Origin of the sequence: Peribacillus sp. FSL P2-0133, assembly GCF_037975445.1 — a bacterium.
In the GTDB taxonomy this organism is placed as follows: Bacteria; Bacillota; Bacilli; order Bacillales; family DSM-1321; genus Peribacillus; species Peribacillus simplex_E.
The window spans coordinates 5,030,232-5,044,711 of the sequence record NZ_CP150254.1 but is presented as its reverse complement, the minus strand read 5'-3'; the positions used below and the strand labels follow the sequence as shown (position 1 = coordinate 5,044,711).

11 protein-coding genes and 1 riboswitch are annotated in these 14,480 nt (G+C 40.8%); of the genes, 8 read left to right on the top strand and 3 right to left on the bottom strand.

Annotated features, from left to right (window positions below):
• Positions 1 to 127: 127 nt before the first annotated feature.
• Positions 128 to 832, top strand: a complete 705-nt coding sequence (locus MKY17_RS24260) for a class I SAM-dependent methyltransferase (RefSeq protein WP_098373039.1) — start codon at positions 128 to 130, stop codon at positions 830 to 832.
• Positions 833 to 1,248: 416 nt separating this feature from the next.
• Positions 1,249 to 2,082, top strand: a complete 834-nt coding sequence (locus tag MKY17_RS24255; RefSeq protein WP_098373040.1) for an STAS domain-containing protein — start codon at positions 1,249 to 1,251, stop codon at positions 2,080 to 2,082.
• A 142-nt stretch (positions 2,083 to 2,224) separates the two neighbouring features.
• Here the strand turns inward: MKY17_RS24255 and MKY17_RS24250 are convergent, their stop codons facing one another.
• Together MKY17_RS24250 and MKY17_RS24245 are read right to left on the bottom strand one after the other, a co-directional pair.
• A complete protein-coding gene (locus tag MKY17_RS24250; RefSeq protein ID WP_098373041.1) occupies positions 2,225 to 2,881 on the bottom strand; it encodes a TrkA family potassium uptake protein in 657 nt (218 codons plus the stop codon).
• A 23-nt stretch (positions 2,882 to 2,904) separates the two neighbouring features.
• A complete protein-coding gene (locus MKY17_RS24245; protein WP_098373042.1) occupies positions 2,905 to 4,236 on the bottom strand; it encodes a TrkH family potassium uptake protein in 1,332 nt (443 codons plus the stop codon).
• A gap of 175 nt (positions 4,237 to 4,411) precedes the next feature.
• Positions 4,412 to 4,554, bottom strand: a riboswitch (cyclic di-AMP (ydaO/yuaA leader).
• Positions 4,555 to 4,885: 331 nt separating this feature from the next.
• On the opposite strand from MKY17_RS24245, the gene MKY17_RS24240 reads away from it, so the two are divergent.
• Positions 4,886 to 5,077 (top strand): hypothetical protein, encoded by a 192-nt coding sequence (locus MKY17_RS24240; protein WP_076370632.1) that lies wholly within the window; start codon positions 4,886 to 4,888, stop codon positions 5,075 to 5,077.
• A gap of 234 nt (positions 5,078 to 5,311) precedes the next feature.
• Here MKY17_RS24240 and MKY17_RS24235 read toward each other — a convergent pair whose 3' ends face one another.
• On the bottom strand, positions 5,312 to 5,911 hold the full coding sequence (locus MKY17_RS24235) for a TetR/AcrR family transcriptional regulator C-terminal domain-containing protein (RefSeq protein ID WP_098373043.1): 600 nt from the start codon (positions 5,909 to 5,911) through the stop codon (positions 5,312 to 5,314).
• Between the two features lie 118 nt (positions 5,912 to 6,029).
• Here MKY17_RS24235 and MKY17_RS24230 point away from each other — a divergent pair, with 118 nt between their 5' ends.
• The 5 genes from MKY17_RS24230 to MKY17_RS24210 all read left to right on the top strand — a co-directional run bounded on the left by MKY17_RS24230 (position 6,030) and on the right by MKY17_RS24210 (position 14,442).
• On the top strand, positions 6,030 to 6,755 hold the full coding sequence (locus MKY17_RS24230) for an ABC transporter ATP-binding protein (RefSeq protein WP_098373044.1): 726 nt from the start codon (positions 6,030 to 6,032) through the stop codon (positions 6,753 to 6,755).
• Positions 6,752 to 7,768: an ABC transporter permease gene (locus tag MKY17_RS24225; RefSeq protein ID WP_098373045.1), complete on the top strand. Its 1,017-nt coding sequence runs from the start codon at positions 6,752 to 6,754 to the stop codon at positions 7,766 to 7,768. The genes MKY17_RS24230 and MKY17_RS24225 overlap by 4 nt, the downstream gene beginning before the upstream one ends.
• Before the next feature lie 232 nt (positions 7,769 to 8,000).
• On the top strand, positions 8,001 to 8,609 hold the full coding sequence (locus MKY17_RS24220) for a VanZ family protein (protein ID WP_098373046.1): 609 nt from the start codon (positions 8,001 to 8,003) through the stop codon (positions 8,607 to 8,609).
• Positions 8,610 to 8,648: 39 nt separating this feature from the next.
• Entirely contained in the window at positions 8,649 to 10,115 is a 1,467-nt protein-coding gene (locus tag MKY17_RS24215) for an aminoacyl-histidine dipeptidase (protein WP_098373047.1), read from the top strand.
• 583 nt (positions 10,116 to 10,698) lie between these two features.
• Complete coding sequence (locus tag MKY17_RS24210) at positions 10,699 to 14,442, top strand: glycoside hydrolase family 3 N-terminal domain-containing protein (protein WP_098373048.1); 3,744 nt, start codon at positions 10,699 to 10,701, stop codon at positions 14,440 to 14,442.
• Positions 14,443 to 14,480 lie beyond the last annotated feature (38 nt).

Sequence of the window (14,480 nt, the reverse complement as noted above, 5' to 3'; positions counted from 1 at the left end):
AACAATGAGGAAGAATAGGAAGCGTCTGAACGCCATATGTTACGAATTTTTGATGCAGCTGTTACATAGGCACAGGCTGAAGCCAGTATAATTAAATGGTGGGATACAATGGGAAGAGGTGATGGTATTGTCGGAGACGATTACAACCTATGAAGATTTATTGAATATGCTGGACTCGTTATTGCGTGAGCCAACTGCATTCTGGAATGATTTTTATGAAGACCGTGAAAAGGGGGTCCCCTTTTTCGAAAATTTCCCTGATGAGAATTTGGTTACTTATTTTAATGGTGGGTTAATTGGGCCAGGAAAGGTTCTTGAGCTTGGATGCGGACCTGGGAGAAATGCCATTTACCTTGCTCAAAAGGGCTGTTCCGTTGATGCGGTGGATCTTTCGAAGGAAGCACTGGACTGGGGAAAAGAACGAGCGGCAGAAAAGAAAGTGCACGTGAACTTCATTCAAAGGAATATATTTGATTTGGATATTGATGAAGGGCAATATGACTTCGTGTATGATTCAGGTTGTTTTCACCATATTGCTCCACATCGAAGGATCAATTATTTGGAGATGGTGAAAAAGGCGTTAAGGCCTAAGGGATTGTATTCGATTACTTGTTTTGTCGAAGGCGGCATATTGGGTGGTGCAGATCTTTCAGATTGGGAAGTATATAGGCAGGGAAGCCTTAAAGGCGGATTAGGTTTTACTGAAGAAAAAATCAGAATGATCTTCAAGGAATTTGACGTGCTGGAAATACGTAAAATGAGGAAAATGGAACATTCCGATGAAACGTTTGGGGTGCAAGGCTTATGGACGGCCTTATTTATGAAAAAGTAATTCTCATAAGATAGGCGAAATGGTGATGAACGGAGGATCTGGGAGCAGGTCCTTTTTTGTTATAAAGAAAAGGGAGGATTTGTTAACGAAATATAAAAATGGTAAACTATAATAATAAAATGCTTTTTGGGTGAACGAAGATTTACCAGAATAATAGATGTAGGTTCTTGCAATTTTTTTTAAAAAAATAGTGTTTGTATGGTTTCAAAAACGGCTGGGAAGGTATATGGAAAGAGGGGACCATTGGGTATCAGGTCATGACATTTCATGTATGGAAGAAATTATCTACGATGCTTACTTTGATGATATTTCAATAGCCTGACAATGCTGATTTCTGTAATTAGCTGCATTGGATTTATTGATTACTGAGACCAATTGGAATGCTATTTTATAAAAAAAAATAGGTGGAGAAACTTATGCACAGAAATAAAGAACTATATTCCTTTTTATTGGGTGTGGCAGGACAATTAACTGAGGATTGGTACGCAACATTGAATAAGAACGATAAGGCGGGGGTTTATAGCTCAACCGATCTCAAAGTGATTAAAAAACTTAAGCGGCAAAATAATGAATTCCATTTACGTTTCTTTCAGGTCTTTGTTACAGAAGAGAGGGAATTCTTTAATTGGCTTGGTGATTGGATTGAAGATATCGGTCAGGATGAGCAGCATTTAAACACACCCATCTATTTTATATTGAGGGAGTTCTTTCGAACGCAAGAGCAATACCTGGATTATATTGACCGGTTTGTGGGATTGCATGGAGATAAATATACGCAGGAAGAAATAAATTCCTGGTATCGGATAGTGGTGAAGGTGTTCAGTGAAGTGATGGAGAGGTTTACGGAAGCGAATCATAGATATGCCAATAAAATCATGAAAGCCCAACAGGCAACGATCGATGAATTGAGCACGCCCATCATTTCCCTTAAAGATAACACGGCTTTGCTTCCCCTGATAGGCGATATTGACACGACTAGGGGCATGTCCTTGCTTGAAAACACATTACAAAAGTGCGCTGAAAAAAATGTCACAAGGCTTTTCATTGACCTATCGGGCGTTCATGCAATTGATGCTGCATCCGCTCACCAGCTGTCACAATTGATTGAATCCTTACATTTGATCGGTATTCAAACAACCCTTTCAGGACTTCGGCCGGAAATAGCCATGACTGCCGTTAAGCTTCATCTGCCTTTTGATAAAGTTACGATAAAGTCCACTCTTGCCCAAGCAATCAGTACGATAAAATAATACATACATATCCAGGGCATAGGGATGCTCATTATAAATATCATCGAGAAGACCTCCATATGGCGGTCTTCTCGCATGTATAAGTGATGCTGCATTCAAAATAGGTACAGGGCCCATAAAGCAAGAGCCGGAACCTGTTGGATTATTCAATATTGGCAAAGACGGCTAGATCTTCTTTATTGCCAACCACTAAAAGTATATCATTTTCATGGATATCCTGATCCGGTGAGGGGGCTATGATGATTTCTCCATTACTCACGATGGCAATGACGCTGATATTATATTTTGCCCGTAGATCAAGCTCCCTGAGGCTTTTTCCCTTCATGCTCATGGGGAGGATGATTTCCTCGATATTGTATTCTTTAGAGAGTTCTATATAGTTCAGCATGTTAGGGGACAGGAGTTGATTCGCGACCCGCTCCCCCATATCCCTCTCAGGATAGATGACCCAGTCGGCCCCGACTTTAGTGAGCACCTGACCGTGATTTTTATTAAGTGCTTTGGCAATGACCTTATCTACCCCAAGCTCTTTTAAAAGCAAGGTAGTTAAAATGCTCGATTGCATGTCATTTCCTATGGCTACGATGACACAATCGAAATTACGGATTCCGATTGATTTCAATGTCTCTTCTTCAGTCGTATCCGCCATGATAGCATGGGTAACGCTCAGTTCCGCATTCTCGACTCTTTCCTCGTTGACATCAATACCCAATACCTCTTGGCCAGCCGTATATAATCTATGGGCCACACTGGTTCCGAATCTGCCTAGACCGATCACGGCATATTGTCGTTTTCCCATCTTTTACACTCCTTCATTTATGTTTAACCAATCATGATTTTCCCTTTTGGACGTCGGAACGGATCTGGTTTGCGCCTCATAGCGATGGCAAAGGCCAAAGTCAAAGGACCCACACGGCCTGCAAACATCGTGAAAATGATGAGCATCCGGCCAACCGGTGATAATTCAGGGGTCAAACCCATTGAAAGTCCCACGGTGGCAAATGCGGAAGTGGCTTCAAATAAAATCATCAAGAAGTCACTTCCGCTTTCAGTGATGGTCAGCAGAATGGAGATGATTGAAACCATGAATACGCCAATGAATGTAACGGACAATGCTTTAAAGATCGTTTCACTCACAATGCGGTGCCGGAATAATACCACATCACCCTTTCCTTTAATCTGTGACCAAACCGTTCCGACAAGCGTTGCCAATGTAGTCGTTTTAATCCCGCCGCCAGTCGATCCGGGTGAAGCCCCGACGAACATCAAGAAAATGATGAGCAGTAATGTAGGCTGAGTTAAATCAGGGATATTCAGCGTATTGGAGCCTGCCGTCCTTGGTGATACCGATTGAAATAATGATGACAGCATTTTACCCATGAAAGATAAAGGCTGCAATGTCTTGGCATTGCCGAACTCGAATAAAAAGATTAAAATTGCGCCGGCAATCGTAAGTGCCAAGCTAGTCGTCAGAACAATCTTCGTATGTATGGATAAACGATGGGTATCACGGTATTCGTATATTTCATTCATCACGATAAAACCTATCCCGCCAAACGTGATGAGGAAGACGACCGTAAGGGTCACGAAGGGGTCCGATACATAAGGGGTCAAACTCTTGAATTCCCCCATTAAATCAAAGCCGGCATTATTGAAATTCGATATGGAATGAAAAAACCCGTAATAGATTGCTTTGCCGATTGGCATGTCAAAAGAAAAGCGAATCGATAGAATAAGGGCACCCATGCCCTCAATGATTGCCGTGAAAATTAAAAGCCGTTTCACTAACCTGACTACACCTGCCATGGATAGATTATTTAAGGATTCCTGCAAGAGTAACCTGCCTTTTAAAGAAATCTTTTTGCCTAAAAGGAAAAAGAAAAATGTCGCAAATGACATGAACCCTAAACCGCCTATCTGTATCAGTGTTAAGATGACCAACTCACCAAAAGTGGTGAAGGTCGTTCCTGTATCCACTACGACCAGTCCTGTTACACATGTAGCGGAAGTCGAGGTGAATAAAGCATCCAGAAAAGAAAGACCATTTCCATTTTCTGTGGAAATCGGCAGGGTTAATAAATAGGCCCCAATAAGTATCAGGATGGCAAAGCCTAGTACAAGTATCTTGGGCGGATCCAATAAATTTTTTTTCATTCTCAAATGATCATCCCTACCTAAAAAAATTGTGTGAAACTGTATGTGATTTTAATCATCAATCTGCTTTCAGAAATCTTTTTTTAAAGGCATAATAAAAAGACCAGCGAAAACAACGAACAGTTATTTTGCCACAAAAAGCGTGCAAATAAACTCCCGAAATAGGCGGTCTTATGACCTCCTTCGCTTTAGCCGACGAAGTTAGCTGACGGGTAGGATGGCGAAAGAGCTGATCTCATCCCTTCTGCAAGGCAGAATTAACCCCAATTGATTGGGTCCTCCGTACTCAATTCCCTTGAGTTTAGGCCGAAATGCATTAAATTGATAAACGTATTCTACTCCCAACATTTAGCAGTTGTAAACCCCTAAATCGTAAAAAAATATTTCTTTAACAAGACTGAAAATTTACGTTTCATTTACATTTTAAAAACGTATTGACAAATATTAGTTAGCACATTATGATAGGTTCGATTAATCCGATTATGATAACCAGCACCGATGTACTTTATTCAATACTTTCAAGCAGAAAACACTATTCGCCAATCAAAATTTGTAATATATATTATGTTTCTTTTGTAAATGATAAAGAAAAAAAGCATTGCATTCGTATTTAAAAATTCAACACATTTTATTAAAAAGGCGGGCAATTATGGAGAAGACGTTCAATAGATATGTTATTAATGCTACAGGCAAGGGTGGCCAGACATATTTAACACAATGCCAGGATAAAGATGCACTAAGGAAATGGATAGCCGATCATGAGGATCAAATCATCATGGATGAGTTAAGGATAACGGATAAGAAAAAGAATCCGTTTTTAAAATTGTTTTCCCTAAGGTAAATCAACTAAAATCCTAACATCATTAGGTATTCAATTATGAAATCCCTGTGCTCTATCCGGGAACGCTGAGCGAAAAATCCATATCTTGTTTTGCTTTTAAACTCATTTATTTTAAATGAGTTTTTTTGCTATGAGCATCTCTAAGAGCAGGTATTATTCCGTTGGTAATATAGGAGCGGAAGCCAAGATGTAATCAGATTTAAAGGTATGTTGATGGAACATGCCTTTGATCGTTCATTGTATGAATGTGCGCAATTGGCTGATGAAGTTCAAGATTTGAAAATGGATTTTCGCCATTTCTTCCGCCGTCTGCTCTTCACAATTCTCCAGCCACTCCTGTATCACCCCTAAAATCGCCGATGTCATGAAGGCGTGCATATACATGCGGAATGCTTCATCTTTAGCTGCTGGATGATGGCTGATCAAACGCTCTAATAGTACTTCACCGAATACGCGCTTTATTTTTTTTGCAAAAGAAGGATCGCCCTGATCACCAAGAATGGCCCTCAAAGCGTGGGCATGCTCACTGATGAATTGAAAAATCGCTATGAAGGGCGGGTAAAGCTGTTGTTGATGAAGAGCCATAAAAGCCTCTTTCGGCAAAATGGCAGTAATGCGAGTTTGAAGTTCATTTAACAATTCCTGCTGTAAGTGATCCATCAATTCATATTTATCTGTGTAATGCAAATAGAATGTGCCCCGATTAATGTTGGCGCGCTCTGCAATTTTCTTCACTGATACATGTGAGAACCCCTCTGCTTCAACGAGTGCAATGAAATGATATTGTATCTGCATTTTCGTCTTTTGTACCATATCCTCATGAATCGATGCCATGGAATGTCTCCTTCACTGAACATTTTTCCAAATGTGTTGATTGTATTAGACCAAATGCTGTCTTAGAATGATGATACACTCAACACCGTGTTAATTAAAGAGGGAGGATGTGTGTACATTGAAAAATGCGATTTCCATTGAAGGAATTGCCAAAGGTTTTCATCAGAAAAAGGTCATTCAGCCATTGAGCCTGAATATTGAAAAAAGCGGAATTTTTGGCTTGCTAGGTCCATCCGGATGCGGAAAGACGACCTTGATTAAAATGATTGTCGGATTGATTAAGCCCGATGCGGGTAAAGTCACAGTTCTGGATCATGAAGTGCCAAATGAAGCACTGTTAATGGATGTCGGCTATATGGCACAGTCCGATGCTTTATATACAGAACTGACGGGAGCTGAAAATCTCGAATTTTTTGCGAAGCTATACCGTTTTTCGAAAAAGGAACGAAGGGAACGCATTCAATATGCAGCTGAAATCGTACAGTTGACGAATGACTTGAATGTTCGGGTTGCGCATTATTCCGGGGGAATGAAACGCCGTCTGTCACTGGCGGTTGCACTCATCCAAAATCCGGCGATTCTCATTTTGGATGAACCGACAGTAGGAATAGACCCTTTGCTGAAACAATCAATTTGGCAGGAACTTGAGCGTTTAAGTAATGAAGATCATAAGACGATCATCATTACGACGCATGTAATGGATGAAGCGGAAAGATGCGATAAACTGGCGATGCTGCGTGAAGGTGAAATCATCGCGGCAGGAACCCCGGCAGCTTTAAAAACACAATTTGCCGCGGAAACGCTTGATGATGTTTTTTTAAGGATTGGAGGTGGCCAAAAATGAGAATTGCCTCTCTAGTTACTCGAATTACACAGCAGCTGCGCCGGGATCGAAGGACACTCGCTTTATTTTTCCTGGCTCCATTGCTCATTTTAACGCTCATGTATTTTATTTTCGATACAGAAGCAAGTGATTTGAAACTCGTTGTTACAGGCAGTGATGAAACCATGGTCAAAGCATTGAAACAAGCGGATTTTCAAGTAACGGCTGCTGAGGAATTTTCACAGGAAAAAATGATTGAAAATGATTCGGATGGCTGGCTGCATGTTGAAAATGGCAAAATGAAACTGACACTATTGAACGACGAACCATCACGTGCAAAGGCCATTCAAATGCAAATGATGCAGGCTTTGCAAGGGAATGAAAAAAACACTCCTTCAATTGAGAAGCAATATGTATACGGGGATGCCAGCACAAAAGGTTTTGATACTTTCAGTCCGATGCTCGTCAGCTTTTTCGTTTTCTTCTTTGTATTTTTAATAGCGGGGATTGCGCTTTTGAAAGAGCGTACAAGTGGTACATTGGAACGGCTGCTTGCCACCCCGATTAAAAGATACGAAATTGTAGCGGGCTATGTGATCGGATATGGCTTATTTGCTCTCGTTCAAACCATAATTGTCGTACTATATGCTGTCAATGTATTGGATATCGTTCTTGTTGGCTCCATTTGGCTCGTTTTACTGACCAATATACTGGTCGCGCTCGTTGCATTATCGCTTGGTACATTACTATCGAGCTTCGCGACATCTGAATTCCAAATGGTACAATTCATTCCACTGGTCATCGTGCCGCAAGTCTTCTTTACAGGGATTTTCCCATTGGATGGAATGTCAGACTGGCTGCAAAAAATCGGCAAGATCATGCCTCTCTATTACGCCTCGGATGCCATGAACGGCATTATGTATAAAGGCTTCACGTTCAATGAGGTATTACTGGATCTCCTCATTCTTCTTGCATTTGCAGCCGTTTTTATCACCATCAATATTATTAGTTTGAAAAAGTACCGTGCACTTTAAAATGAACTTATCATTAAACAAAAAAGCAGGATTCCCGAACATGGGGAACCGGCTTTTTTGTTTTACCGGAAGAAGGCCGAATTATCCTTCCCATCGGTTGATATATTCGAAAAAGCGTCCCCTCGACGGACGGTTTTCTACTGACAGGTTAATGCAGTTTATTGACGGGTTCTTAAAGTTGTCCTAGGATATAAGCATATGCAATGATTTGGAAATAGAAGGGGGGAGTTATATGTCTCTAAAATCGGTCATGCTTTCCCTTTTGCTGTCGCAAGCATTGTTTTTGTGCGGTTTGCCTTTTTTCCTTCAGCTCCGATTATATTTGAATCCTTTAGTAATCATCGTTGTCTGGTTTTGTATACTTCTTTTCGTTTCGTTTACGGTTCTTTTTTTTCGAGGTGAAACGGTCCGAATTCCACGCCTTTTATGGCAGGCAGTATTGTTTGGCTACAGTTTATCATTATTGGTTTTACTGTTCTTTCGACCAGAAGGGCAGGTATATTCGTATAATTTGATTCCTTTTTCTACGCTTCTTTTATATTTATCGAACGAAATGAACGGGCTTGTGTCATTTTATAACCTTAGCGCCAATGTGGGGCTCTTCATTCCATTCGGGCTGTATTTGTTGTCCAGGGAAGGGAAAGAGCCCTCCGCTAAAAGGAAATTGCTTTATCCATTACTTTCGATTTCGAGCATCGAAGTCTGTCAGTTTGTTTTTCGGCGCGGAAGTTTGGATGTCGATGACCTTATCCTGAATATGAGTGGTGTTTATCTGGGGTACGTTCTGTATCCATTGTTCACGAGAGTAGCAGTGTTCCGTTCTGGAAAAGTAAAAGGATGAGAGGCAGTACAAATATTTTAAATGAAAGGGTGTATTTCCATGTATAGCACTTTAGAAGAATTATCGAGCCATCCGGTGTTTCATTATTTTGCAGCGATTTCCAAAATCCCCAGAGGATCGGCTAATGAAAAAGCGATCAGTGACTATCTGGTTCACTTCGCTAAGGATAGGGACCTGGAGGTGATCCAGGATGAGGCGCTGAATGTTATCATCAAAAAGCCTGCCACAATTGGATATGAAAGTGCACCTACCGTCATTATCCAGGGGCATATGGATATGGTTTGCGAAAAGAACAAGGGTACGCTTCATGATTTTGAGAAAGATCCGCTTCAATTAAGGATTGTGGGAGATATGTTGTATGCGACGGATACAACATTGGGGGCGGATAATGGAATTGCTGTTGCGTATGCTTTGGCATTATTGGATGCAAATGATATTCCGCATCCTTCTCTTGAGATAGTCATAACGACTGAAGAAGAAACGACAATGAACGGTGCTCTTGCCGTGGATCCGGCTCACTTCAAGGGAAAAATGATGATCAATATCGATTCGGAGGAAGATGGAAAGCTGCTGGTCAGCTCTGCAGGAGGAATACGCGTTCGTCAGGTCCTGCCAATCGGATGGGAATTGGCTTCTATTGTTGATGCTGTATCTTATAACATCAGGATTAAAGGGTTGAAGGGCGGACACTCCGGTATGTCCATCCATAAGGAAAGAGGGAACTCCAATAAACTTTTGGGCAGAGTATTACATGGATTAACGACAGACTTCCCTTGCTACATACAGCAAATGAACGGGGGCCTGAAAGGGAATGCAATTCCTCGTGAAGCAGAGGCAACTGTACTGATTCATGCAGAAGATGTTCAGAAGATAACGGAGAGACTCCAGCAATGGGAAAATACTTATAAAAATGAACTGCAATCTTCCGACCCTGAAGTATCGATCAGGTTTGAAAAGATTGAAACGGTTTCTTCAACCGTTTTTTCCAAAGAGACGGTGACAAAAGCCATTACCTCCTTACTGGTAATCCCGCATGGCGTTCAAGGAATGAGCATGGGAATAGAAGGATTAGTGGAAAGTTCGACGAATCTAGGTGTCGTTACAACAAATGAAGCGGAAATGATATTCGAAAGTGAAATCAGGAGTTCGGTCAAAAGCATCAAATATAATATGGTCACGCAAGCAAAGGCGATTGCCGACATGCTTGGGTGCGAGCTATTGGTTGACGCGGATTATCCGGAATGGCCCTATAATCCTGATTCGAAACTCAAGAAATTATTTGAAGAGACATACAAAGAAAAATATCATGAAGATATTGAAATCATCGCTGTACATGCAGGGATCGAGTGTGGAGTATTCATAGATAAGATACCAGGATTGGATACTGTTTCAATCGGACCGGATATGTTTTCCGTACATACACCTGAAGAACACTTAAGCATCCCTTCGACCATAAACAACTGGGAATACTTTGTTTACACATTAAAGAGAATGAAGGATTTATAAACAACTGCAAGTTTGGGGAACAGGTAAAATGATAATTGAATAGATTTTGAGACATCTTATCGTAAACGATTTGATGTCTCTTTTTTTTGTTGAAATAAGGAACAGCACGAGGATATGGAACATGTTCAATTCCATAAGCCTAGTAAAAAATATAATTGAAGTTATATTAATTTTAGAAAGAGTAAGAAAGAGCCATTAAAGAGAACCAGTCTATCAAAGGCAGATATTATCCTGTTTTGTTGACTTGATCTGCAAGTGAAAAAAGCGTTTACAATTTTATGTAAACGCTTTATAATTCATTTGTACCTATAAATTCATACCAATGAATTTAATGTATACTTATCAATCTGAATTAAAAATGCCAGAATTCCCTTTAATTAAGGATGGAAGTCATTAATGAAGAGTAGCTTTTGAATTCAGAACATTCTGTTTTTTTATCCGATAATCATCTTCTGCATTTTAGATTAGCAGAAACATATTTCATATCTTTCTTTAAAGGGGGTGACATGCATCTTCATTTCGTTTTGAGATTTACCTGGATCAGAAGCAAAAAGTAATCTAAATCAAATAATGGAGGAGAAAAATGAGAAAAACCATTACGATAATAATTTTGTGTATTTTTACCTTTACTTTGTTCGTAGGGAATATATCAGGAACAGTCAAGGCGAAGCAAGCAGGGAAACCATTATATATGAACGAGAAGGCACCTGATGAAGAAAGAATCAAAGATTTGTTAAAACGAATGACAATCGATGAAAAGGTCGGTCAGATGATCCAGGCTGAGCGAGCCTCAGTAACCCCAAATGATGTAAAGGAATATAAATTAGGTTCGGTATTAAGCGGGGGAGGTTCTTTTCCGGATGGAAAGGAGGAAAACAGCACCCGTGAAAAGTGGTCAAACTTAGTGGATTCATATCAATCCGGAGCTGTTTCTACCCGATTGGGCATTCCACTATTATATGGAGCAGATGCTGTCCACGGTCATAATAACGTAAAAGGCGCTACCATTTTCCCGCATAATATTGGTTTAGGTGCCACTAGGAATACAGAATTAATAGAGAAAATTGGACATGCTGCCGCATCAGAAATCAAATCTACAGGCGTGAATTGGACGTTTGCCCCGACAATGGCCAATGTCCAAAACATCCGATGGGGAAGAACGTATGAAGGGTTTGGAGAAAACTCAAAACTCGTTGCCAACATGGGTGCAGCCTATATTGACGGGCTTCAAGGCAAAAACCTTAAGAAAACGGAAAATGTTCTAGCTACCGCTAAACATTTCATTGGTGAAGGATATACAAAAGGCGGAGTCAATCAAGGTGATGTGACTGAGTATACAGAAGAAGAGATACTTAAGAATGACAGGAAGATATATGAGGAGGCTATTGAATCAGGGGCCAGAACGGTGATGGCTTCTTTTCATAGTATTGAAGGGTTGAAAATGCATGCGAACAAACGGCTGCTTACCGATGTATTGAAGAAGGATATGGGCTTTACGGGATTTGTCATTTCTGATTGGTATGGGATACAGCAAATCACGAAGGATCAAAATGGGAATGCGGTTTCCGGGTTAAAGCAGCAGATTGAAGTGGCAGTGAATGCTGGGGTCGATATGTTGATGCAGCCTGAAAACTGGAAAGAGACACTTAAACTTACAAAAGAACTGGTGAATGAAGGTGAAATTTCAGAAAAAAGGCTAGATGATGCCGTTACACGGATTCTTCGGGTCAAGTTTGAGTCTGGTGTTTTTGAAAAACCAATGACAGATCCAAAGTTGGCTAAGTCATTTGGGTCTGAAAAGAACAGGGAAATAGCGCGTCAATCCGTCAGTGAATCTCTAGTCCTATTAAAAAATGATAAAGTGAATGGTAAACCGATTCTTTCTCAATTAAAGAAAATGGACAAAATATTTGTGGCAGGCAGAAGCGCTGATGATATCGGAAAGCAGTCGGGTGGCTGGACGATATCATGGCAAGGGAAATCAGGTGATACGACTGAAGGTACGACTATTCTAGAAGGATTAAAAGAAGTTGGTGGAAAACAAAAGAAAATCACTTATAACAAACATGGAAGAGGAGCAAAAGGAAATGATGCTGCTATCGTTGTTGTAGGTGAAGAACCATATGCAGAAACTGATGGTGATGCCACTGATCTTCATTTAAATCGAATGGATCTATTAACATTGGAGAATGTCCGCAAGGCAGATCCGAATATTCCAATTGTTGTCGTATTAGTATCTGGCCGGCCGATGATCATTACGGATGAAATGAAGGATTGGTCAGGTTTGGTTGCAGCGTGGCTTCCTGGTACTGAGGGTGCAGGAGTTGCTGATGTCTTGCTCGGTGGTGAGGAATTTTCAGGTAAATTGCCAGTCAGTTGGCCTTTCTATTTGGAAGCCTATGAAAATAGAGAAAACAAAAAGGGTCATTTTATGTTTAATTATGGATATGGTCTGACGAAGAAGCAGGCTACGCCAAAGCTGCCTGAAAAACCAGAGCTCCCTGAAAAGCCTGGCTTAAAAGTACCAGGGAAAATTGAAGCAGAGGATTTTGCCGCCCAATACGGATTGCAAACGGAGAATTCATCTGAAGGGTCATTAAATATGGGGTATGCGGATGGAAGAGATTGGTTGGAGTACGAAATAAATGTAGAACAGGATGGCCTTTATCAAGCCGATTTTCGTTATGCGGCCAATCTAAGTGGTCAAACCGGGATTAATATCGTTAGCGAAGAAAAGAAGCTGCTTGGTAAGTTACGAGTCGGATCCACTGGGGGATGGCAAAATTGGGACACATCTACGGTTGATGGCGTCATCTTGAAGAAGGGTAAACAAAAGATCAAATTTGAATATATCGAGGGATCATTGAACTTAAACTGGTTCGAATTTAAGCGGGTTGGCAATATTCCGGCAATACCTCCTCCGACTGAGGATGTACCCGCAGAAGTTATTAAGGCAAAGGCAGTTGAATCATGGATCACGAATGAACGGGAACCAAGTGATGTTGCTTGGTACTTTGATTCTAGGTATCAACCAGATGATAAGAAGTTATCCAAGCAGGAAAAATTGGACATCACCAAACCGGATGCATCCAATCTTACCACCATAAACATTGATCCGACCAAACAATACCAAAGCATATTGGGAATCGGTTCTTCAATGGATGAGTCGACCGTTCATAATTTGACGAAAATGTCCCCTGATAAGAGACAGGAAGTTCTCGATAAATTGATAGATCCGGATAAAGGCATCGGAATGAGCCTTATTCGAACAACGATTGGCACATCTGACTTCACGGCACAGGAATTTTATACGTATGACGACATGCCGCCAGGGAAAACGGATGTCAATCTGAAGCATTTTTCAATCCAAAAGGATATTGATTATAAGATTATTGAAACGTTAAAACAAATTAAGGAAATCAATCCGGATGTTACATTCTTTGCCTCCCCATGGAGTCCTCCAGGCTGGATGAAAACGTCTGACAGCATGATCAAAGGACAGGTGAAAGACGAATACCTGCCAATCCTGGCAAAATATTATTTGAAATACTTTCAAGCCTATAAGAAACAGGGAATCGATATAAGTGCAATGACCTTGCAAAATGAACCGATGCTGGAGATTGAGTACCCGAGTACCAATATGCCTTACAGCCAGGCAGCGGAATTAGCGGCACTCCTAAGAAAAGAGCTCGATAACAACGGTTTCAAGCATGTAAAACTTTGGGGATTTGATCATAACCCAAGTGATACAGGAGCATACGCGGAACAATTGTTAAAAGATAAGGGAGCCTATGATGCTTTAGATGGTACGGCCTTCCACGATTACGGCGGATCCTTGTCTGAAATGACTAGATTACACAACTTATTCCCACAGAAAAACGTGTATTTAACGGAGCGTGCAGTTTGGGGAACGTATGGCGCGGATCGAATTGCGCAATACATGAGAAACTGGGCGAGGAGTTATAATTCCTGGGTGGTCATGCTGGATAGCGACATTCAAACGCATCAATGGGTGGGTCAGCCGGATCCTACACTATTGATTCAAGATTCAGCTGATAGGGATAATTACTGGTTGACTCCGGAATATTATTTAACTGGTCATTTCTCCAAGTTTGTTAAGCCAGGGTTCACTCGTGTTGACAGTGATTATGGTTCTTCGGATACGGTTACAAATGTAGCATTCTTAAGTCCTGACCAAAAGACACTTGTATCTATAGTTATCAATCAATCCTATGAACCTCAAAAATTCAAGTTCATTAGCGAGGGTGAACAAATCAAAGGTGAGCTGCCGGCCAAATCCGTGGCTACTTACCAATGGCAAAGATAATGAACACCAAGATTGAAGGAAGGGGCCAATCAAAAAGA

Excerpts from the sequence above, each read along its gene's own strand:
- MKY17_RS24255 (WP_098373040.1), top strand. The coding sequence starts at position 1,249 with ATGCACAGAAATAAAGAACTATATTCCTTTTTATTGGGTGTGGCAGGA.
- MKY17_RS24250 (WP_098373041.1), bottom strand. The coding sequence starts at position 2,881 with ATGGGAAAACGACAATATGCCGTGATCGGTCTAGGCAGATTCGGAACC.
- MKY17_RS24245 (WP_098373042.1), bottom strand. The coding sequence starts at position 4,236 with ATGAAAAAAAATTTATTGGATCCGCCCAAGATACTTGTACTAGGCTTT.
- MKY17_RS24240 (WP_076370632.1), top strand. The coding sequence starts at position 4,886 with ATGGAGAAGACGTTCAATAGATATGTTATTAATGCTACAGGCAAGGGT.
- MKY17_RS24235 (WP_098373043.1), bottom strand. The coding sequence starts at position 5,911 with ATGGCATCGATTCATGAGGATATGGTACAAAAGACGAAAATGCAGATA.
- MKY17_RS24225 (WP_098373045.1), top strand. The coding sequence starts at position 6,752 with ATGAGAATTGCCTCTCTAGTTACTCGAATTACACAGCAGCTGCGCCGG.
- MKY17_RS24220 (WP_098373046.1), top strand. The coding sequence starts at position 8,001 with ATGTCTCTAAAATCGGTCATGCTTTCCCTTTTGCTGTCGCAAGCATTG.
- MKY17_RS24215 (WP_098373047.1), top strand. The coding sequence starts at position 8,649 with ATGTATAGCACTTTAGAAGAATTATCGAGCCATCCGGTGTTTCATTAT.
- MKY17_RS24210 (WP_098373048.1), top strand. The coding sequence starts at position 10,699 with ATGAGAAAAACCATTACGATAATAATTTTGTGTATTTTTACCTTTACT.